The organism is Limosilactobacillus mucosae (genome assembly GCF_013423865.1).
GTDB classification, from domain to species: Bacteria; Bacillota; Bacilli; order Lactobacillales; family Lactobacillaceae; genus Limosilactobacillus; species Limosilactobacillus mucosae.
Map to the genome: position 1 here is coordinate 1,281,465 of NZ_CP058954.1, position 20,813 is coordinate 1,302,277.

The window sequence follows — 20,813 nt, forward strand, 5'->3', positions numbered from 1 at the left end:
AACGCAAGCTATCAAAAAAGTAAGGTGATCTTATGCGGCCATTGCAATTAACGCTCGACTATTTTCAAAGAGTCCATCACTGCCCAATCTCAAACTGGCAAAAAAGCAATCACTGCTGGGCCCCGGAAATCAAAAATCCTGCCACTCCGCTGAACAGCGATTTTGACGTCAATCAGCTTGGCAGTCAATGCCACACTGATATCCCACTGATTACGGGCGCGCACGGCAAAATCATCGTCCTGATCAAGTTAAATCGGCAAAGGCTAATCTTAATCGGGCCCGTCAGCGCTGACCAAATCAGTGAACCGCATCAGACTTTTCTGGAGGGCGTGTGCCTGATTCAGAATCTGATTTCAGCGACTGATCTGCATGCCAGCGATCTGATCAGTCAAACCCGCTATTTTCAAGAATTGCGGCAAACCCAGCAAAAAAGTGCAGCTCAGCACCTGTTTAACGCGCATGAAGCCAGCTTTCGCCATAATCCCTATGATGAAGAGCAGCGTGAACTCAGTGCCATTGCAGCGGGCAACGAAGAACAGCTGAAAAAGGCATTAAATGAAAGCTTCACCGGCTCATATGGCACTCTTGCGAAAAATCCGCTCCGCTCGTTTAAGAGCCTGGCCATTGTCGATTTGGGCCTCATCGCCAGGGCAGCAATTAAAGGCGGGATGAACTATGAAGATTCTTTTTTGCTTAATGATGCCTATATTCAGTCCATCGAAAATGCTCGGACGGCTGATAAGGTTTATTCAATTACGGTTAACGGCAAGTTTGAATATCTACGGCTGGTTAAAAAGATTCAGCAGCAGTCACTGGCCAGCGATCATCCCTTAGTTCAGCGCGTCAAGGCCGAGGTTGCCGTTCATTTGCACGAGCCGTTAACGGTAGCCGCTCTCGCCAGTCATCTGCACGTGACTCCCAACTACTTATCGGCACTCTTCAAAACGACGACCGAGATGCCGCTTAAATCCTATCTCAATCTGTGTAAAATCAACGCCTCGCAAAATGAGTTGGTGTATTCCTCACTGCCAATCAGCCAAATTGCAGTAAACTACGCCTTTGCCTCCGCCAGTCATTACGATCAGACTTTTAATTATGCCTAGCCGAAAATCCCGTGACTTTAGTCATGGGATTTTCGGCTAGGCTCACTCAACGTCCATTTGGACACTTTTTCTTTTGGAGTGCATTGTATTTTTGATTGTTGATATAGTTTTCCACTACATCTTTACTCATATTGCCAAGCGTACTCATATAGTAGCTGTGAGAACATAAATGACCACCCCAATATTGTGATTGTCGAATTTCTGGATGTCGTTTGAGAAAGATGAATGCACTACGCCCCTTTAGTGCTTTGATAGCGCTGGTTAGCGCCTTGCTAGGTGGAAAACTGATCAGTACATGAACATGATCCAGGATGACTTCCAGCTTTTCCATCACAATATCGTTATCTTTTGCGACCATTCGCAGTATGTCTTTCATTTCGTCTACCAGTTCCTTAGTTGAAAAAGTCTGGTGACGATACTTGGTTACCCAGATTAAGTGATAATGAAAATTATAGATATATCAACGAGTATAAACTGCGTCTTGAATTTTTTCTTTAGTCATTAAGAACAACCTCAATCGTTATAGTCATTAGCTGATGATATAATCCAATTAAAGGAGGTGAAAAAATGAAGTCAATGGCACAGCTAGAATATCATTATGGATTGAAGGTTCGCATCTATCCAAGCGATCACCAGAAACAAATAATCAAGGTTAACAGCGATGCGAGTCGTTTCATCTATAATGAGATGGTTGCAATCGGTAAAGAACTTTGGCAATTAAACCGAGTAAAACTGTCGATTGATACGGTTCAGGATCGGATCCAACAGCTAAAGCTTCGTCAAAACGCTAAGCAGATGTCAAATCATTTCCAGTTTTTAGAAGATAAGCGTATTGACAGTCTTGCTAAGGCTAATGCCATTCAAAACTATCACAAGGCTTGGAACGCTTTTCGCAAGGTTCATGAAGCCGGTGTGCCAAAATTTCATCGTAAAAGCTATGCCTGGCGATACCAGACCAACTGTCAATATCCAAAACAAAAGACGGCCCAGCTAGACAACGGTACCGTCTGCTTTGAAGACCGCAAACATATAAACTAGGACGTTTGCGGATCAAAGGTGCTCAGCAGCGACTATTGGATCGTCAAGGCGAAACACGCATTGGTACGGTAACCATTTCCAAAGATGCTGCCGATCGATTCTTTTTGTCGCTGCAATTAGGTTCCGATATACCGTTTGTTCCTAAGCTTAGCCGCACTAATCGGCAAATTGGCATTGACCTAAACACAGAAAACTTTCTGACTGCCAGTGATGGTCGAACCATCGCTAACCCACGCTACTATCGAACAATCAAGGGAAAATTAGCTAAAGCACAGCGTACTCTTTCACGCCGCCAGCGCCGGGCTAAAAAAGAGCAGCGTTCTTTGCGGGAAAGCAAAAACTACCAGAAGCAGCGTTTGTTAGTCGCTAAGATCCATGCACGAGTATTTGACCGACGCCGTGATTTTCTTCAACGCACGTCTACAGCACTGATCAAGAACCAAGATCTCGTTGTAGCCGAAGAATTGAGGAGTAAGAATCTGCTAAAAAATCATGCCCTGGCAATGAACATCAGTGATGTTGGCTGGCGGTCTTTCTTGGGTATGTTGTCATACAAAGCCGACCTCTATGACCGTCAATTTATCACTGTCAGTCCTAAAAACACTACCCAAACCTGTCATGACTGTGGCTTTGTAATGGGAAGTGACGGGACCGAAAAGCTGACACTGGCAGATCGTGAATGGATATGTCCACAGTGCCATGTTCATCATATCCGTGATTACAATGCAGCACTAAATATTTTAGAAAAAGGACTCCAGAAACAACAAAAAGCCTAGTCAAAAAGCTGGGATCATTCCTATGGCAACCTGGGAATGTAAAAGGCATTGGTAATTAGATGATCACTGCTCAAGCAACTGCGGCTGTTTGAGTAAATCGTCCGTATCTATGCAAATTGTGGCTCGGATACTCAATACTGGGGTGTTTGCCCACAAGCCATCGACTTTAGCCGATGGTGGTTGACGAAAATCTGCGGTGTCAGTCCGCGACGCTACCGTCAGCTGCACCAAAAGCTTGAATAAAAAACAGTTTGACCACTGTTTTAATCGCAAGTTTAGGCGAGCAATCGAAAAATGGCTGGCTGATTTGAACTATGTCAGTCGCTTAGACGTCAATTACAGCCGCATTCCGATCCAAGCGATGCGGACCTTGCTGAATCAAGCCAACTAAGCTAATGATTTAAATAATATATAAAAGGACCCGCCAAAATCGACGAGTCCTTTTTATCTGGTTAATTATTATCAGCCTTTTTTAATGCTGCCGCTCATGGCATCCCCATAGATTGGCGTTGGCAGGCCAAAGCCACCGGCAACCGTAATCAGCTCACCCGTGACATAACGTGCCTTATCGCTGGCCAGGAAAGCAACCATATTGGCGATATCCACTGGCTTAACGACCTCATTTAATGGCACGTGTTTCAAAAAGCCATCCAAGAAGCTCTTTGACATGTTCTGCAAGGCGCCATCCGTACCGACAAAACCAGGCAGTACCGCGTTGGCCCGAATCTTATCACGCGCATACTCAACAGCTGTCTGTTTGGTCAGCGAGTTGATGGCTGCTTTTGAGACGCCATATGCCAAGCGACTGATATCTGGCGTCGTACCGGCAACTGATGAAATATTGATAATGTTGCCGCCGCTTTCCTGCTCGCGCATTACTTTAACGGCATATTTGGAAGTGTAATAAACGCTTGCGATGTTTTTGTCAACGATATCAAAGAAGGTCTGACTGTCGCCATCAACCAAAGTCGTATCTTTTTTAACATCCGTCGTGCCAAAATTATTGACCAGAATGTCCAAATGACTCGCGTCTTGCACTACTTCTTGAATCATGGGCGTATAGGTTGCAAAGTCAAACGCATCATAAAAAACGCTGCGGAAGTTTTCATTTTGCTCGTGCAGGCGTGCCGTCAACTGACGGTTCTTTTCACTGTCCCGCACAGCCATATAGACAATGGCCCCCTGCTCAACCAGCTTTTCAGCAATTGCCAGGCCGATGCCGCGACTGGCTGCCGTAACGATCGCCGTTTTATTTTCCAAGTCTTTAGTCATCATAAATTCCTCCTTCAGACAGGTAATCAACAACAACTTTTAAGGATATCCTAGGACGGCATTGAGCGACTCCTCGTCAAATAAACCGTCTTTTTGATATTGGAGAAAAGTATAACATCTTTAATAAAATAACAACTTAATTTTTGTAAAATTCGATAAAAAGATACTTTAGATTAACTAATTTTAATGAATGTTTCTTAAAAAGCGATTTCATTTGTGCTATATTTTTCGTGGTTAGACAGACTGCATTTTGTTTTTTCGCCATAAGTTGATTATTAAGTAATTCATTATTTAACGATTGATTGATAGCTGTTATCAAAATGGCAACCAATCAGAATGCCACAATAACAAAGACAGAAATTCGAAAAGGGGATTGTATCTTGAAAGAAATTGACGCAAGCGAAATTCTGCACCGGCCCTTTGCCTCAAACTTTTTAAAAAGGATTGGACGCGGCACCGCTGTCGGAATGGCAACTGGTCTGATCGTAACCACGTTTCGCAAAATCATTGACACAACGCTGCAGGGACTCAACGTTATCTATCCTTATATGCGAACTCATTATCTGATGCTGGGCGCATATCTGATCGGCACGGTTATCTTATGGCTGATCATGTCACGTCTGTTGAAAAATCATCTTTTTGACATCGTTGGTTCCGGCGTGCCACAAGTTGAAGACGTTTTACATGATGAACACTGGATGTCTTGGTGGTCGGTACTCTGGCGCAAATACATAATCGGCCTAATGGCAATCTGTCCAGGGCTGTTCCTAGGTCGCGAGGGTCCTTGTATTCAGATGGGGGCAGCGATTGGTCAAGGACTGTCTGAAAAATGCTTTAAATCATCCAAGGACGAAACCAAGATCATGATTGCCTGTGGGATTGCCGCCGGACTTTCCGCTGCTTTTTCAGCTCCATTGGCCGGTGCGCTTTTCCTGCTTGAAGAGATTACCTATACGTTTGAGTCGCAAACCTGGCTGACGGCATTAACCGCAGCCATCGCTTCCGATCTCGTCACCCTGCTCTTTTTTGGCACGCGACCATGCATGTGGCTGCCCGTTACCTATCGCCTGCCACCGGCTACCTATCTTCCCTTGGCTTTGTTTGGCATCTTGCTGGGTATTCTGGCTTGGTTTTACCAATATTGTCTGATTAACATTCATTGTTGGTATGGCAAGATTACCTGGCTGCCAAGAAATCGGCGCGCGATCATCCCCTTGCTGCTGGTAGTTCCAATCGGCTTGTGGGATGCCAACATGCTGGGAGGCAGTCACGTTTTCGTCGAGGTTATCGCCCAGCTGCCACGTCATGTACACGGGTTTCAAGCGATGATGGTGCTTTTGGGGATCTATTTTGTAATTCGCTTCGTTTTTTCGATGATTTCTTATGGTGCCGCAGTACCAGGCGGGATTTTCATGCCGATTCTGGTACTGGGTGCGATCTTGGGTGGCTTTGCTGGCTGCTTGATGATCCGCTTTGGTCTCATTCCTGCCAAAGCCTACATCAATCTGGTGGTCATTGGTATGGCTGCTTATTTTGGCGCAATTGAAATGGCCCCGTTTACCGCCATCTGTCTTTTGACTGAAATGGTCGGCACGATTCAGCAGATTCTGCCAATGCTGCTGGTTACGTTCATTGCCTACACAGTCAACGATCTGTTAGGGGGACGGCCAATCTATGGCGCGCTGCGTGAACAGATGGCTCCCCAGGCTGCACAAGAACGGAATGCCAAAACCGGCAACCTTAATTATTGAATTAATTCGATTGGTTTCATTGCAAATAATCAACCAATCGACTTTAGATATTTAATAAATGAAAGTCATCAGAAATTTTTTGAAAAAGTTTTTGATGGCATTTTTTGTTCATTTTCTAGTTCACCACTAAACAAAAACGACACTTGTTTCAAAGAGCAAGCGCCTAAAGTAATCGAAAAGCTTTACGAACGTTCGTCTGCCTGGATAATCAAATTCTTGTTCAATTGCTCAGTTGGCAATTCTCGAACGTTCGTTGCATTTTAACGTTATTGTTCGTGATTCATTCGATAAACAAAGCTGTTTCAAGCAGATAGTACGGTTTACAAACTAACGATAACAGGATATGATAAGGCCACGTTCGAACGGAGAGTTGATTTTACATTTGGCAAACAGAGAAAGAGGCTAAAATTATGGTTCAATTTGACACGATCGAAACTGCACTGCAACAACTGCAAAATGGTGGCTACGTAATTCTTTCTGACAATGAGGATCGCGAAAACGAAGGCGATCTGGTGGCTTTAGCTGACCGCATCACTCCCGAAACGGTCTACGAAATGCTGCACGAAGCCAATGGTCTGATGTGCGTGCCAATCACCATCCAACGGGCACATGAACTGGGCTTTACCAAGATGGTTGAACACAGTACTGATCCAAACCAAACGCCATTTATGACGACCGCGGATGGTACTTTTGAAGCAACCGGTGTCACGACTGGCGTTTCCGCATTTGACCGTGCTGCTACGATCAAGCGTATTGCCAACCCCGCTGCTAAGCCAACCGACTTTAACCACCCTGGCCACATTCAACCACTTTATGCTTTGGATGGCGGGCTGCGCAAACGGATCGGTCATACTGAAGCTTCTGTTGACCTGGCATATCTGGCGGGCGCTGAACCGGCTGCGGTAATCATTGAAGTGCTTAAAGAAGATGGCCACATGGCTCGCCGCGACGATCTGGCAGAAATGGCCAAGCGCGTCAACGTTCCTTACATTACCATCAATCAAATCATCGAATACATGGACGCTCACAACATCAAGGAAGCCAGCGACCTGCAAGCTGCCACGGTCCAAGGCTAATCTGACTCGCTACTGACTAGGTCTCGTTATTAAAATAAAACTCCCCGCTTGGCTGCGAGGAGTTTTATTTTATTTGAGGAGATATTTATAGTATTTCAGCATATTTGAGCTAAATGATCTCAGCCCACGATTGTTGATCCTTTGGCATGTGCTGCTTTTTTTAGGAAAAATGTCATTTAAGGAGATTAATAAAGAATGTTTTAAGCGCCCCAGACTTCTTCGGCAATGCTTTTGACCAAGGCAATCTTAGCCCACTGTTGTTCTTCAGTCAGGATATTGCCTTCTTCAGTTGAAGAGAAGCCACATTGCGTACTCAGGCATAGTTTGTCCAGATCATGATACTGTGCCGCTTCTTGAATCCGGTCCAAGATAACCTGCCGATCTTCCAATTCACCAGATTTAGAGGTTAGCAGACCCAGCACCACGTATTTGTCGGCTGGGACCTTCGCCAAGGGTTCAAAACCGCCTGCCCGCTCTGAATCGTATTCCAGATAAAAGGCTGCCACGTTTTCTTTCGCCAGTACATAGTCAGCAACGGGACCATAACCGCCTTTGGTTGCCCAAGTGGAGTGGTAGTTGCCACGGCAGACATGCGTAGTCACGACCAAATCAGCTGGCAGGTTTACCAAGGCATCATTGTTGATCTTTAAGAGTTGTTCTTGCAACAGTTCACGGCTTTGACCATCTTCTGCAAACACATGCCAGAATTCGTCATCAGCAATTGATCCCCAGGTACAGTCATCCAGTTTCAAGTCACGACAGCCGGCATCATATAAAGCCAAAATCAGATCATGGTAAGCTTGCGAAACGTCTTTGGCCAATTCTGCCTTGGATGAGTAAAATTCAGCGATGGCCTCGTTCTTCCCCTCACCCAGTACTAATTCTTCATAACATTGTGCCGGTGCCGGAATGCTTTGGCGTGGGATCAGGTCCGTGCCATCCGTTAAGCGCTTAAGGTACTTGAAGGCTTCCAGGTCGGGGTGCGTACCGTTAAAGCGAACCTTGCCTGTCACAGCTGCTGAATCTGCACGGGTTTCTTCACCATGGAAAAAGTAGCCATGCTCTGGATTCGTGTGTGCGATCCCTTCAAAGCCCCAGAACGTGTCCAGATGCCACCAAGAACGCCGAAACTCGCCATCAGTAACCGCGTGCAGGCCTGCTTGCGCCTCTTTTTCGACCAGTTCCTTGATACACTTGTCTTCAACGTTTTTCAGTTCGTCATGGTCAATTTCATGGTTGGCAAATTTTTCCCGAGCCGCTTTCAGTTCGGCTGGACGCAGGAAACTGCCCACAATATCATAACGGAATGGTGAAGTCGTGCGGTTGGTAAAAGTTAAAGTTTGTGCTTGCGTCATATGTGATAACTTCCTTTCGAAAATGCTTGTTTGGCAGGACTTCTCAGGAAATTAAAAATCCCTGGGAAAAGCACATCCTGCACTTTCTCCCAGGGACGTTGACTGCTTATTCAACGTGTTACCACCCTGATTCAGCTAGACCTCACAATCTAGCCCTTACTGAGTACTCTAAAAATTAGAAGACCCGGACCGTGATATCGGACGTCACCCCGCGGCCGGCTTACCAAACGGCTCGCCCGCCGACTTGCTCCAAGACCATCTTCATCGCGTTTCACGATCCCGGCTCTCACCTACCCCGGTTCTCTTTAAAGGCTGCCCGCGACTACTCATCTCTTCTAAGCAATTTCTAATTTTGATGTAATCATCATACTTGTCATAACGATAAATGTCAACCATTATTCTAAAAATTATTAGATTCCATCAAGACAAGATTAAGAAGCTTTAATTTAGAAGCGACGTTTCTTGATTTAAGAAGCGTGCATCATGATAAATTCGAACACTCGCGTTGGCAAAATGGCGTGGGCAAATACCAATGGCTTAGCCCCGAACCCAATCAGATAGCGTGGCTTAGGGCGTCGCGCATTAACTGCCTTAACGGTTGCCTTAACGACTACCTGAGGCTTGCTCATCATGTTGCCATTGTATTGCTTGTGCATCCCTTCAGCGACCTTTAGCGCAGTCTTTTCATAAGCACCGCCCTTAGCCGAGTCAGCGAGATGATCAGCCGCAATGTGTCCCCAGTCAGTCTTGATGCCGCCTGGTTCGATCAAAATTACATCGATGCCAAACTGCTTTACTTCCATTCGCAGGGCATCGCTAAAAGCTTCAACGGCATATTTAGTCGCGTGATACCAGCCACCCATAAACGATACCAAGCGGCCACCCATCGATGATACATTGATGATTTTACCTGAGTGTTGCGCGCGCATGTAAGGCAAAACGTTTTTTGTCAGAGCTGCCAAGCCAAACAAGTTGACGTCAAATTGGCGCTTGGCCTCTGCCAGATCAACGTCCTCAATCGCGCCGTAACTGCCATAACCTGCATTGTTAATCAAGACATCAATTCGGCCTTCCTTGGCAATAATTAATTTCTGCAATGGCAGCCTTATTCGATGCCTCATCAGTAATATCCAGCTTCAGTGGCGTTACCCCATATTCTTTTAAAGCGGCCATTTTTTCAACCCGACGCGCGGCACCATAAACTTTATTGCCTTGCTGTGCTAAAGTCTTTGCCGTCTCAAAACCCATTCCGCTGCTAGCACCCGTTACCAAGATCACTTTATTGCTCATAATTAAACCTCCATTTGTTTAACTCGTATTTGATGATCTTAGTATATCCAAAATGGCTAGATTGATGAACATCATAAGACGCCATTAGTTTATCAATATGTGCCAATTCATTTTGCCATAATTGTACAATTTGAGATTGCCGTTTTTGTACATTTTGAAGTCGCCATCGACATTGTTTAATGGGTCAGAATGCTTGGGAGCAATTTTTATCCACGCACCCTGCAAAAGAGTGCGACATCAGATGAAAATACGATTGTGACAGCCAATAATATTTCAATCCACGCACCCTACGAGAAAGTGCGACCGCAATATATAGAAAAATGATTTTCTTCTATGTGTTGGGCTAAAAATTTTAATGAAGAATAAAATATATCTCTCATAATAAAACAAATTTAAATTAATCAACTAAAAAAGTAGTACAAATCTTTAGGAATAACATATTTACTTCTGGTCCATACCTAATAAAGACTATCTGATTTTAATTCTCTTTGATTGTCTTTATTTCCCATTTCTGAATGCCTATTTTAATTATAGGAAACGCTACCGTCTTTATAGTCCGTCTATAGTCCGTCTGGAGAAAAATAATTTAAATTTTTTATTTTAGAATGTATTTTTACTAAATAGGATTTTTTCTATTCTATTAAGATCACGCCAAGCACACCCAATTATCGTGAATAATACAAAAAACCGCCAGACGACGTAATGTCATCTGACGGTTAATCAGTTGGGCTAGCTGGGTTCGAACCAGCGCATGACGGTACCAAAAACCGTTGCCTTACCACTTGGCTATAGCCCAATAAATAAAAATGGAGGATACAGGGCTCGAACCTGTGACCCTCTGCTTGTAAGGCAGATGCTCTCCCAACTGAGCTAATCCTCCATAATGCATGGCAATGCCCTATCCTCGCAGGGAGCGATCCCCCAACTACTTTCGGCGCGTTGAAGCTTAACTTCTGTGTTCGGTATGGGAACAGGTGTATCCTTCAAGCCATCATCACCACACTAATCCTTTTCAGGATTGAGAGCTTGCACTCTCAAAACTAAACAATATCTATTCTTCTCACGTTCAATCGAAACACCCTAAACTTGGTTAAGTCCTCGACCGATTAGTAATGGTCCGCTCCATGCCTCGCGGCACTTCCACTTCCATCCTATCTACCTCATCATCTCTGAGGGGTCTTACTTCCATAAGGAATGGGAAATCTCATCTTGAGGCGAGTTTCACGCTTAGATGCTTTCAGCGTTTATCTCATCCATACATAGCTACCCAGCGATGCTCCTGGCGGAACAACTGGTACACCAGCGGTATGTCCATCCCGGTCCTCTCGTACTAAGGACAGGTCCTCTCAAATTTCCTACGCCCGCGACGGATAGGGACCGAACTGTCTCACGACGTTCTGAACCCAGCTCGCGTACCGCTTTAATGGGCGAACAGCCCAACCCTTGGGACCGACTACAGCCCCAGGATGCGATGAGCCGACATCGAGGTGCCAAACCTCCCCGTCGATGTGGACTCTTGGGGGAGATAAGCCTGTTATCCCCAGGGTAGCTTTTATCCGTTGAGCGATGGCCCTTCCATGCGGAACCACCGGATCACTAAGCCCGACTTTCGTCCCTGCTCGACCTGTCTGTCTCGCAGTCAAGCTCGCTTGTGCCTTTACACTCTGCGAATGATTTCCAACCATTCTGAGCGAACCTTTGGGCGCCTCCGTTATCTTTTGGGAGGCGACCGCCCCAGTCAAACTGCCCACCTGACACTGTCTCCCACCACGATCAGTGGTGCGGGTTAGAGTGATCATAATGCAAGGGTAGTATCCCACCAACGCCTCTGCCAAAACTAGCGTCCTGGCTTCTATGGCTCCTACCTATCCTGTACAAGCAGTACAAGCACTCAATATCAAGCTACAGTAAAGCTCCATGGGGTCTTTCCGTCCTGTCGCGGGTAGCCTGCATCTTCACAGGCAATTCAATTTCACCGAGTCTCTCGTTGAGACAGTGCCCAGATCGTTACGCCTTTCGTGCGGGTCGGAACTTACCCGACAAGGAATTTCGCTACCTTAGGACCGTTATAGTTACGGCCGCCGTTTACTGGGGCTTCAATTCAGGGCTTCGCCGAAGCTAACTCTTCCTTTTAACCTTCCAGCACCGGGCAGGCGTCAGCCCCTATACTTCATCTTACGATTTTGCAGAAACCTGTGTTTTTGATAAACAGTCGCCTGGGCCTTTTCACTGCGGCTGATCTTGCGATCAGCACCCCTTCTCCCTAAGTTACGGGGTCATTTTGCCGAGTTCCTTAACGAGAGTTCGCTCGCTCACCTTAGGATACTCTCCTCGACTACCTGTGTCGGTTTGCGGTACGGGCAGTTGATTATTCGCTAGAAGCTTTTCTCGGCAGCGTGACATCAACGACTTCGCTACTATAATTTCGCTCCCCGTCACAGCTTGTCAACCCGCTGATAAGCATTTGACTCATCAACTGACTTGCTGCTTGGCCGGACACTTCCAATCGTCCGGATCGCTTAGCCTTCTGCGTCACTCCATCACTCAAGCACAATCAACTGGTACAGGAATATCAACCTGTTGTCCATCGTCTACGCCTCTCGGCCTCGACTTAGGTCCCGACTAACCCTGGGAGGACGAGCCTTCCCCAGGAAACCTTAGTCATTCGGTGGACAGGATTCTCACCTGTCTTTCGCTACTCATACCGGCATTCTCACTTCCAAGCGCTCCACCAGTCCTTACGGTCTGACTTCATCGCCCTTGGAACGCTCTCCTACCACGCATCCTAATGGATGCATCCATAGCTTCGGTAATATGCTTAGCCCCGGTACATTTTCGGCGCAGAGTCACTCGACTAGTGAGCTATTACGCACTCTTTAAATGATGGCTGCTTCTGAGCCAACATCCTAGTTGTCTGTGCAATTCCACATCCTTTTCCACTTAGCATATATTTAGGGACCTTAGCTGATGATCTGGGCTGTTCCCCTTTCCACGATGGATCTTATCACTCACCGTGTGACTCCCGAGTAAAAATCAATGGCATTCGGAGTTTATCTGAAGTCAGTAACCCATGACGGGCCCCTAGTCCAAACAGTGCTCTACCTCCATGATTCTAAACCTCGAGGCTCCCCCTAAAGAGATTTCGGAGAGAACCAGCTATCTCCAAGTTCGTTTGGAATTTCACCGCTACCCACACCTCATCCCAACCATTTTCAACTGATACGGGTTCGGTCCTCCAGTGCGTTTTACCGCACCTTCAACCTGGACATGGGTAGGTCACCTGGTTTCGGGTACATAACTGCGTACTTCGTACGCCCATTTCAGACTCGCTTTCGCTGCGGCTCCGGTTTTTCCACCTTAACCTTGCACGCAATCATGACTCGCCGGTTCATTCTGCAAGAGGCACGCCGTCACACGTAAATGTGCTCCGACAGCTTGTAGGCACATGGTTTCAGGAACTGTTTCACTCCCCTCCCGGGGTGCTTTTCACCTTTCCCTCACGGTACTGGTTCACTATCGGTCACTAGGGAGTATTTAGCCTTGCGAGATGGTCCTCGCGGATTCCGACGGGGTTTCACGTGTCCCGCCGTACTCAGGATCCTGAACTGAGAGTGTGACGTTTCGCTTACTGGGCTATCACCATCTTTGGCGTCGCTTCCCAACGACTTCAACTACGTCGCACTTTGGTAACTCAAATGTTCAGTCCTACAACCCCAACAAGCAAGCTCGTTGGTTTGGGCTCTTCCCGTTTCGCTCGCCGCTACTCAGGGAATCGAATTTTCTTTCTCTTCCTGCAGCTACTTAGATGTTTCAGTTCACTGCGTCTACCGCCTGACAGCTATGTATTCACTGCTCAGGCAATCATCGACTAAGATGATTGGGTTTCCCCATTCGGAAATCTCCGGATCAAAGCGTACTTACCGCTCCCCGAAGCATATCGGTGTTAGTCCCGTCCTTCATCGGCTCCTAGTACCAAGGCATTCACCATGCGCCCTTCATAACTTAACCTTGATGATCTTACGATCACCTCAGTTATTGAGTATGCGATTAATTTCGTTAATAAAACTCAAATAACGCGGTGTTCTCGGTTTAATTGTGAATAAAGAAATAAATATTATTTAGTTTTCAAAGTACAAGCACCAGTCAAACGACTGGCAATGGAGAATAACGGGATCGAACCGATGACCTCCTGCTTGCAAAGCAGGTGCTCTCCCAGCTGAGCTAATTCCCCATATATGGGTCTAAGTGGACTCGAACCACCGACCTCACGCTTATCAGGCGTGCGCTCTAACCAACTGAGCTATAGACCCAACAAGCGAACGATTATTGAGATGAGGTGGTAAACCCCTCAAAACTGAACGCAGTTTCAACGAATGTGCAGGTTTCCGATTAATTCCTTAGAAAGGAGGTGATCCAGCCGCAGGTTCTCCTACGGCTACCTTGTTACGACTTCACCCTAATCATCTGCCCCACCTTAGGCGGCTAGCTCCCCGAAGGGTTACCCCACCGACTTTGGGTGTTGCAAACTCTCATGGTGTGACGGGCGGTGTGTACAAGGCCCGGGAACGTATTCACCGCGGCATGCTGATCCGCGATTACTAGCGATTCCGACTTCGTGCAGGCGAGTTGCAGCCTGCAGTCCGAACTGAGAACGGTTTTAAGAGATTAGCTTGCCCTCGCGAGTTCGCGACTCGTTGTACCGTCCATTGTAGCACGTGTGTAGCCCAGGTCATAAGGGGCATGATGATCTGACGTCGTCCCCACCTTCCTCCGGTTTGTCACCGGCAGTCTCACTAGAGTGCCCAACTGAATGCTGGCAACTAGTAACAAGGGTTGCGCTCGTTGCGGGACTTAACCCAACATCTCACGACACGAGCTGACGACGACCATGCACCACCTGTCATTGCGTTCCCGAAGGAAACGCCCTATCTCTAGGGTTGGCGCAAGATGTCAAGACCTGGTAAGGTTCTTCGCGTAGCTTCGAATTAAACCACATGCTCCACCGCTTGTGCGGGCCCCCGTCAATTCCTTTGAGTTTCAACCTTGCGGTCGTACTCCCCAGGCGGAGTGCTTAATGCGTTAGCTGCGGCACTGAAGGGCGGAAACCCTCCAACACCTAGCACTCATCGTTTACGGCATGGACTACCAGGGTATCTAATCCTGTTCGCTACCCATGCTTTCGAGCCTCAGCGTCAGTTGCAGACCAGACAGCCGCCTTCGCCACTGGTGTTCTTCCATATATCTACGCATTCCACCGCTACACATGGAGTTCCACTGTCCTCTTCTGCACTCAAGTCTGACAGTTTCCGATGCACTTCTTTGGTTAAGCCAAAGGCTTTCACATCAGACTTATCAAACCGCCTGCGCTCGCTTTACGCCCAATAAATCCGGATAACGCTTGCCACCTACGTATTACCGCGGCTGCTGGCACGTAGTTAGCCGTGACTTTCTGGTTAGATACCGTCACTGCGTGAACAGTTACTCTCACGCACGTTCTTCTCTAACAACAGAGCTTTACGAGCCGAAACCCTTCTTCACTCACGCGGTGTTGCTCCATCAGGCTTGCGCCCATTGTGGAAGATTCCCTACTGCTGCCTCCCGTAGGAGTATGGACCGTGTCTCAGTTCCATTGTGGCCGATCAGTCTCTCAACTCGGCTACGCATCACAGCCTTGGTAGGCCGTTACCCTACCAACAAGCTAATGCGCCGCAGGTCCATCCCAAAGTGATAGCCGAAGCCATCTTTTAAATTTGAATCATGCGATTCAAACTGTTATGCGGTATTAGCATCTGTTTCCAAATGTTATCCCCCACTTTGGGGCAGGTTACCTACGTGTTACTCACCCGTCCGCCACTCGCTGGTAAACCAACGTCAAGTCCGTGCAAGCACGTTCAATCAGTTGGGCCAACGCGTTCGACTTGCATGTATTAGGCACACCGCCGGCGTTCATCCTGAGCCAGGATCAAACTCTCATATAAAATATAAGAACTTGAAAAGCTCAAATTTAAATTAAGCGAATTGACTTCGCAAATGTTTTTGCACCAATCGTAATGATTGATGACCCTGCACATTTGTGTTCGTCGAAACTGTATTCAGTTTTCAAAGGTCTACCGTTGCCCGCTCGTTTTAAGCAAGCAACTTTATTAGTTTAACAAATCGTCGTTTTAAAGTCAAGAACTTTTTTAAAACATTTCTTGACGTTCTAGCGAAAAACCTGTGATTTCAAGCAATCAGCAACTCATCGCCGCGACAACGTTATCTAATATACAAAGATTACGATCATATGTCAACGGCTTATCAAAAGTTTTTCAATTATTTTTCAAACTATGAATATTGGATCTCCTGACTTAATTATCGTTCATAAAAATACGAATTTTAGCAGTAAAGTTAATCCATATTGATCGTTAGTTTATTAACCGCAAAATTTGCGATTATCTCAACAGATTAAATACCATTGTCGGCTTTGACACGCAAGCAAGCATCTGATAGAGCACCAAACAGCAGAAAAGTTTTATTTTTAGCGATTAATCAGATTATGATAGCTAAAATCTCCACTATCTCGCGAGACTTCCAAAACAACGCAGCCTAAGGAAACCGTTATTACATCAATTCATAAACTATTACAAGCGACTACATAGTCATGACGCAGTCCAAGCCAATCAACGACTTTTGCGAATAATCATGATAACAATCCATTTTAAAAATTTTCCGAGTGCAGGCTCGATTTGCTATTCCCAAAATCAGCCATCCATCCTTTTAACTAATCAGTCTGCTTATTGTCACCAAAATCACTGATAACTCTTAAACTAAAAATAGAAAAAGCGCCGACAAAAATGCCAACGCTTCTTTGTAACTGAGCGTAAAACTATTTAGTTGCATCAAATACAAAATTAGATGGCGTAAATTTGACGCGTAATGCACGGTAGACATATGTCCAATCTGTCTTGGACGAACTGATCGTCAAATTGAATACCTGATTATTGTTACTGTCAACTTCGATAATGTTGCTTTGGCTGCCATCGTTCTTGTAGCCAAAGTCAATCAAGGTATTGCCATTGCTCAAACGCTGCGCTGAACCGATTACCCGCGTGAAGTTGGCCTTTCCTAGACTCTTACCATATGACCAGGTCTGCTTGATCGTCATCTTCTTGGTGTCGATCGTGTATTGAACCGCCTGCGAGTACTTGCCAGACGTCTTGGAATCACCATTCGTAACGTCAATATTGTTGTCATAAAGCAGGACCTTGAGCTTGCCGTTCTTATCACTGAGCAGCGTCAAGTCATGCTGACCACCAGTAATCTTAGTACCCTTGGTTGGCGTCAGCAGTTTGCTGCGGTACTTCTTAGGCCAGGAGCTCTTCCTCTTGCCAGAGTAAATCCAGTTAATCTTAATCAATAACTTTAAAAAATTCATAAAATAGTCAATTCCAGAGTTTTTTGACATTTATCAAACTTTTCGACAAATATCAAAATTTAAATCTATTATTGGCTGATATTTGCATTATAATAGGAATGTAAGCACTTTAATCACGATAGTTTATCAGAAAGGTGGCTGTTCAATGAGTACTCAAACAAAATTTTCTGAAAAAGACATCGTTAAGACCAATCCGATCTTCTCACGGACGCGGACTACGATTGAATCGGCATTCTACGCCAACAACATGACGCATATTGCTGATACCGCGACTGCTTATCGTTTGGCGGCCGGCAACCCCAACACCATCGTTACCGACCTGCCAATCAAGCATACCGAAGAACTGGGACTGCCAGCCGATGCCAAGATGCTGGTCGACAACCATGGTCAGATCGTGGGCCGGACCGCGGCAGCACGGCGTTTGATCGGTTCTCCAGACGTTGATGCCGAAAAAATCGATGGCGTCCTGCGTGAAGCTATCTATGAAGGCCACGAACGCGACTTTTACACGACGGACGTGATCGTGGGGCTGGATGAAGACTTTATGGTAAAGGCGCATCTGGCACTAGCAGAAGGATTTGAGGTTAATCTGCTTTCTTACATGCTCAACTTCCAAACAGCTACCGAAAACTGGCTGAAGCGCTATGCCGATTCACGGGCCTATGATGAAGGCGACATCTATCTGTACTGCGACCCATACTGGAGCAGTCCCGACTATCCACATGGGCTGGTTGTCATCGATGCTCAGCACAATGCAGCGGCAGTCTTGGGTCTGCGCTACTTTGGCGAGCTTAAGAAGTCCACTTTGACGCTGGCCTGGGCAACCGCGCACCGGCATGGTTTTACTGCTTGTCACGGCGGCGAAAAGACTTTCCACTTCAGCGACCGTGATGATCAGACGTTTGCCTTCTATGGACTTTCTGGTTCGGGCAAGTCTACGCTGACGCACGCCAAGCATGGTGGCAAGTTTGATATTACCGTGCTGCATGACGATGCGTTTGTAATCAATCGTGAAGACGGCAGCTCCACGGCTCTTGAACCGGCCTACTTTGACAAGACCAACGACTATCTGCCGGGCAGCCGCGAAATGCAGTACTTTACTACGGTGATGAACGTTGGCGTCACGCTTAACGAAGCCGGCCAAAAAGTACTGGTAACCCAGGATCTGCGTAACGGCAATGGACGGACCATTAAGACGCGCTATGCTTCTACCAACCGGGTGGATCGCGAAATTGCCCCAATCAATGCCGTCTTTTGGATTATGAAAGATGACAGTCTGCCACCAGTCGTTAAACTGACCGATCCCGTTACCGCGGCTACGTTTGGTCTGACGCTGGCTACCAAGCGCTCCACAGCTGAAAACGTGGTGGGCGCTGACCGCAACGCTTTGGTTATCGAACCATTTGCCGACCCATTCCGCGCCTACCCATTAAGCGAGGACTATCAAGACTTTAAGGCGCTGTTTGAAGAACGCCACGTTGACTGCTACATCGTCAATACCGCCAACTTTAACGGCTTGGACATCCCTAAAGAACTGACCTTGAAGGCTTTGGAAGACATTGCCCAAAACCAGGCCGCCTTTAAGCCATTTGGCGAGCTGGCCAACATGGAATACATTGCTTACGACGGCTATCCAGTTGACTTTAATGATGCTGAATACGTAACCAAGCTCAAGACGCGTTTTGAAATCCGGCGCGACTGGGTTAAGAACTATGAAGCTCAGCACACGGGCGAAAAACTGCCAGCTGAAATTCTGACCAGTCTGGACAACTTAATCAACGCCCTAAACTAATCAAATACTGACAACCTTGATCTCCAAGCGCTGAACTGCTTAATGCGGCTCAGTGCTTTTTAGATGCTACAGTAAGTTGTTTTTGCAAGACACTATCATAGTTTTGCGCATTTTTCATAACATGATTGGCCAGCCAGACTCGATACTGCTCAATATAGTACGGATCAATCGGACGACAGCTGGCCTCGTAAAACGCGCGCTCCCGTTCCATAATGTAGCCAATCAGTGCTTGACGACCGAATTTGGTAGCAGTGTCAGGCAGCAAGCGGCGTGGTCCCTCAATTTTGGCCTGCAGCGCAACTTGCGAGGGCCGCTCTACCTTGTAGTCAAGTTTTTGCGACGTGCCAAAATAACCTTTGACGTAGCTGGCAACTCGACCGTTGAATCGCAGCAGGTCACCAGTTAACAGTTCGCCTAAATCTAAAAAGCCTTTCGTATAATTGAGCCATAAATGATCAGTAATCAGTTCTCCAGTTTCGGCTAAAGCAACGTGGGTGAGCAAAAGCGTTGGCCGACAGTAACGGTAGCTTTTTTTATAGCCAACGCGCTCAAACCGGCCGATGAACACGTGTCGCATTTGGGGACCAAGTTGTTGGAGCTTTTTTCTCATTTTCCGGCTTCCTTTCTCAAATCATCTATCAGTGTCCTTATAAATGCTTTAGACGGTTTAAGCGGAAATGCATTTTTAGGGAGAAAAGTTCCGAATTTACGTAGCATAATATAAAAAGCAATCGCACGCCACCAGTTTCCCAAAAGCTGGTATAGCGGGATTGCTTTTCTCAAAGTCGTTATCGATTATTAATTTTATCTTCCAGCCAGGCCAATTGATTTTCTTGGCGACTGATCGCCCGGGCTAAAATCAAGTAATGGCCATAATGCTGATCAATCTGTTTTTGACTGCTGAATAATGCTTGTCGACGCTCGCGCAGATGATTAAGGCTGTTGCTAACCAGTTGGATTTGGTGCCTAAACAATTTTTTCAGTCTTGGATCATTACGATCATTAATGAAAAAAGTCTTTAAAGAAAATAGGTCTTTGGATACCGGCAGCTTATCAACGGGTTCCATCAACCAGTCATTAATAATTTCATGACCATAAGCCGTTAAATGGTAGTGTATCTCTTTATCATTATCTTCTTTTGAGTAGCTTTCAATCCAACGATCTTGTTCCATACGCTTTAGCTCTGGATAAACCTGACTATGTGATGATTGCCAAAATTCCCCAATATCAAAACGAAACTCATCCATAATCTGCTTTCCAGTACAGTCTTTATTGAGCAGGATCCCCATAATAACGTAGGGCAGTATCCTTTTTTGCGGCATTTTGCAGCATCCTTCCTTATCTGATTCTGCAAAACATTATATAACAAGCTACTTAGCCAGACGATGGTAATTTTCATCAAAGAAGCGGCCATTGCGAATATCATCAGTCATGCCAGCATAAGGGGCTTCATTGATGACTTCTTCATTATCCTGACCAGCATCACCCATGTAGGTAATCGTTGCAAACTCTGGAACCACTAATTTTGGATAGGTTTCATACTTTTCACGCGATTCATGCATTAAATCAATGTGTTCATTTTGGAAGCAAACCGTAATTTCTGGATGTTCCTGTACCCATTTTGGAAAGAAAATCGTACCGTTAAGCTTATGTTCATTAGGAACGAAATCCAATGCGACATCAGTTCCCGTTGGCTCGGTCCACGCAATCTTGTAAATTCCTTCAGTTAATTGATGAATGTGCGCTGGCTGATCCTTAACCCAACGTCCGGCAACCATTCCGCCATGAATCCGATAGTCAACCGTGTGATCATTTTTAGCATACCATTCGTATTCCCAGCCATTGTCATACGTATAGATGAAATGCGTTCCCAAGAAGTCATCCAGCGTTTTGAATTGTTTGTCCATATGATTTAAGTTTGCCATAATTATTTCCGCCTTTCATAA

Annotated in this window: 11 protein-coding genes, 4 tRNA genes, 3 rRNA genes and 3 pseudogenes; 6 read left to right on the forward strand and 15 right to left on the reverse strand. The window is 46.1% G+C overall.

The genetic code is table 11. The features are described 5' to 3' along the window. The first annotated feature begins 32 nt into the window (after positions 1-32). Positions 33-1,103, forward strand: a complete 1,071-nt coding sequence (locus H0G69_RS06205; RefSeq protein ID WP_180304453.1) for a helix-turn-helix transcriptional regulator — start codon at positions 33-35, stop codon at positions 1,101-1,103. Positions 1,104-1,149: 46 nt separating this feature from the next. Here the strand turns inward: H0G69_RS06205 and tnpA are convergent, their stop codons facing one another. Further along, a complete protein-coding gene (gene tnpA, locus H0G69_RS06210; RefSeq protein ID WP_240164387.1) occupies positions 1,150-1,560 on the reverse strand; it encodes an IS200/IS605 family transposase in 411 nt (136 codons plus the stop codon). A gap of 110 nt (positions 1,561-1,670) precedes the next feature. Between tnpA and H0G69_RS06215 the strand changes: the two are divergent. Together H0G69_RS06215 and H0G69_RS06220 are read left to right on the forward strand one after the other, a co-directional pair. Beyond that, positions 1,671-2,917: pseudogene (locus H0G69_RS06215) on the forward strand (RNA-guided endonuclease InsQ/TnpB family protein). A 196-nt stretch (positions 2,918-3,113) separates the two neighbouring features. Then, entirely contained in the window at positions 3,114-3,308 is a 195-nt protein-coding gene (locus H0G69_RS06220; protein ID WP_180304454.1) for a hypothetical protein, read from the forward strand. Positions 3,309-3,379: 71 nt separating this feature from the next. Here the strand turns inward: H0G69_RS06220 and hdhA are convergent, their stop codons facing one another. Next, complete coding sequence (gene hdhA / locus H0G69_RS06225; protein ID WP_240164324.1) at positions 3,380-4,192, reverse strand: 7alpha-hydroxysteroid dehydrogenase; 813 nt, start codon at positions 4,190-4,192, stop codon at positions 3,380-3,382. A 377-nt stretch (positions 4,193-4,569) separates the two neighbouring features. Here hdhA and H0G69_RS06230 point away from each other — a divergent pair, with 377 nt between their 5' ends. Beyond that, complete coding sequence (locus tag H0G69_RS06230) at positions 4,570-5,940, forward strand: ClC family H(+)/Cl(-) exchange transporter (RefSeq protein WP_412138302.1); 1,371 nt, start codon at positions 4,570-4,572, stop codon at positions 5,938-5,940. A gap of 407 nt (positions 5,941-6,347) precedes the next feature. Further along, complete coding sequence (gene ribB / locus H0G69_RS06235) at positions 6,348-7,016, forward strand: 3,4-dihydroxy-2-butanone-4-phosphate synthase (protein WP_148313130.1); 669 nt, start codon at positions 6,348-6,350, stop codon at positions 7,014-7,016. Positions 7,017-7,216: 200 nt separating this feature from the next. Here ribB and H0G69_RS06240 read toward each other — a convergent pair whose 3' ends face one another. The 10 genes and pseudogenes from H0G69_RS06240 to H0G69_RS06285 all read right to left on the reverse strand — a co-directional run. Next, a complete protein-coding gene (locus H0G69_RS06240) occupies positions 7,217-8,371 on the reverse strand; it encodes a 5-methyltetrahydropteroyltriglutamate--homocysteine S-methyltransferase (protein ID WP_006499119.1) in 1,155 nt (384 codons plus the stop codon). 467 nt (positions 8,372-8,838) lie between these two features. Next, positions 8,839-9,661: pseudogene (locus H0G69_RS06245) on the reverse strand (oxidoreductase). A 724-nt stretch (positions 9,662-10,385) separates the two neighbouring features. Then, positions 10,386-10,457, reverse strand: a tRNA-Gln gene (locus H0G69_RS06250). An 11-nt stretch (positions 10,458-10,468) separates the two neighbouring features. Continuing rightward, positions 10,469-10,541: transfer RNA gene (locus H0G69_RS06255), tRNA-Val, on the reverse strand. Positions 10,542-10,546: 5 nt separating this feature from the next. Further along, a 5S ribosomal RNA gene (gene rrf, locus H0G69_RS06260) occupies positions 10,547-10,663 on the reverse strand. Between the two features lie 84 nt (positions 10,664-10,747). Continuing rightward, positions 10,748-13,669 (reverse strand): 23S ribosomal RNA (locus H0G69_RS06265). Positions 13,670-13,819: 150 nt separating this feature from the next. Then, positions 13,820-13,892, reverse strand: a tRNA-Ala gene (locus H0G69_RS06270). Between the two features lie 5 nt (positions 13,893-13,897). Next, a tRNA-Ile gene (locus tag H0G69_RS06275) sits at positions 13,898-13,971 on the reverse strand. 91 nt (positions 13,972-14,062) lie between these two features. After that, a 16S ribosomal RNA gene (locus H0G69_RS06280) occupies positions 14,063-15,639 on the reverse strand. Together the 16S, 23S and 5S rRNA genes with 4 tRNA genes alongside form the textbook arrangement of a ribosomal RNA operon. Positions 15,640-16,526: 887 nt before the next feature. Then, positions 16,527-17,051: pseudogene (locus H0G69_RS06285) on the reverse strand (aryl-sulfate sulfotransferase); the annotation flags it as partial. A 169-nt stretch (positions 17,052-17,220) separates the two neighbouring features. Between H0G69_RS06285 and H0G69_RS06290 the strand changes: the two are divergent. Next, positions 17,221-18,867 (forward strand): phosphoenolpyruvate carboxykinase (ATP), encoded by a 1,647-nt coding sequence (locus H0G69_RS06290; protein WP_180304455.1) that lies wholly within the window; start codon positions 17,221-17,223, stop codon positions 18,865-18,867. Positions 18,868-18,916: 49 nt separating this feature from the next. On the opposite strand, the gene H0G69_RS06295 is transcribed toward H0G69_RS06290, so the two are convergent. The 3 genes from H0G69_RS06295 to H0G69_RS06305 form a co-directional block, all read right to left on the reverse strand. Next, the gene (locus tag H0G69_RS06295; protein ID WP_180304456.1) at positions 18,917-19,477 is read right to left on the reverse strand and encodes a hypothetical protein; all 561 of its coding nucleotides are present in this window, start codon (positions 19,475-19,477) and stop codon (positions 18,917-18,919) included. A 178-nt stretch (positions 19,478-19,655) separates the two neighbouring features. After that, complete coding sequence (locus tag H0G69_RS06300) at positions 19,656-20,189, reverse strand: PadR family transcriptional regulator (RefSeq protein ID WP_180304457.1); 534 nt, start codon at positions 20,187-20,189, stop codon at positions 19,656-19,658. 48 nt (positions 20,190-20,237) lie between these two features. After that, a complete protein-coding gene (locus H0G69_RS06305; RefSeq protein WP_034540553.1) occupies positions 20,238-20,774 on the reverse strand; it encodes a phenolic acid decarboxylase in 537 nt (178 codons plus the stop codon). Positions 20,775-20,813 lie beyond the last annotated feature (39 nt).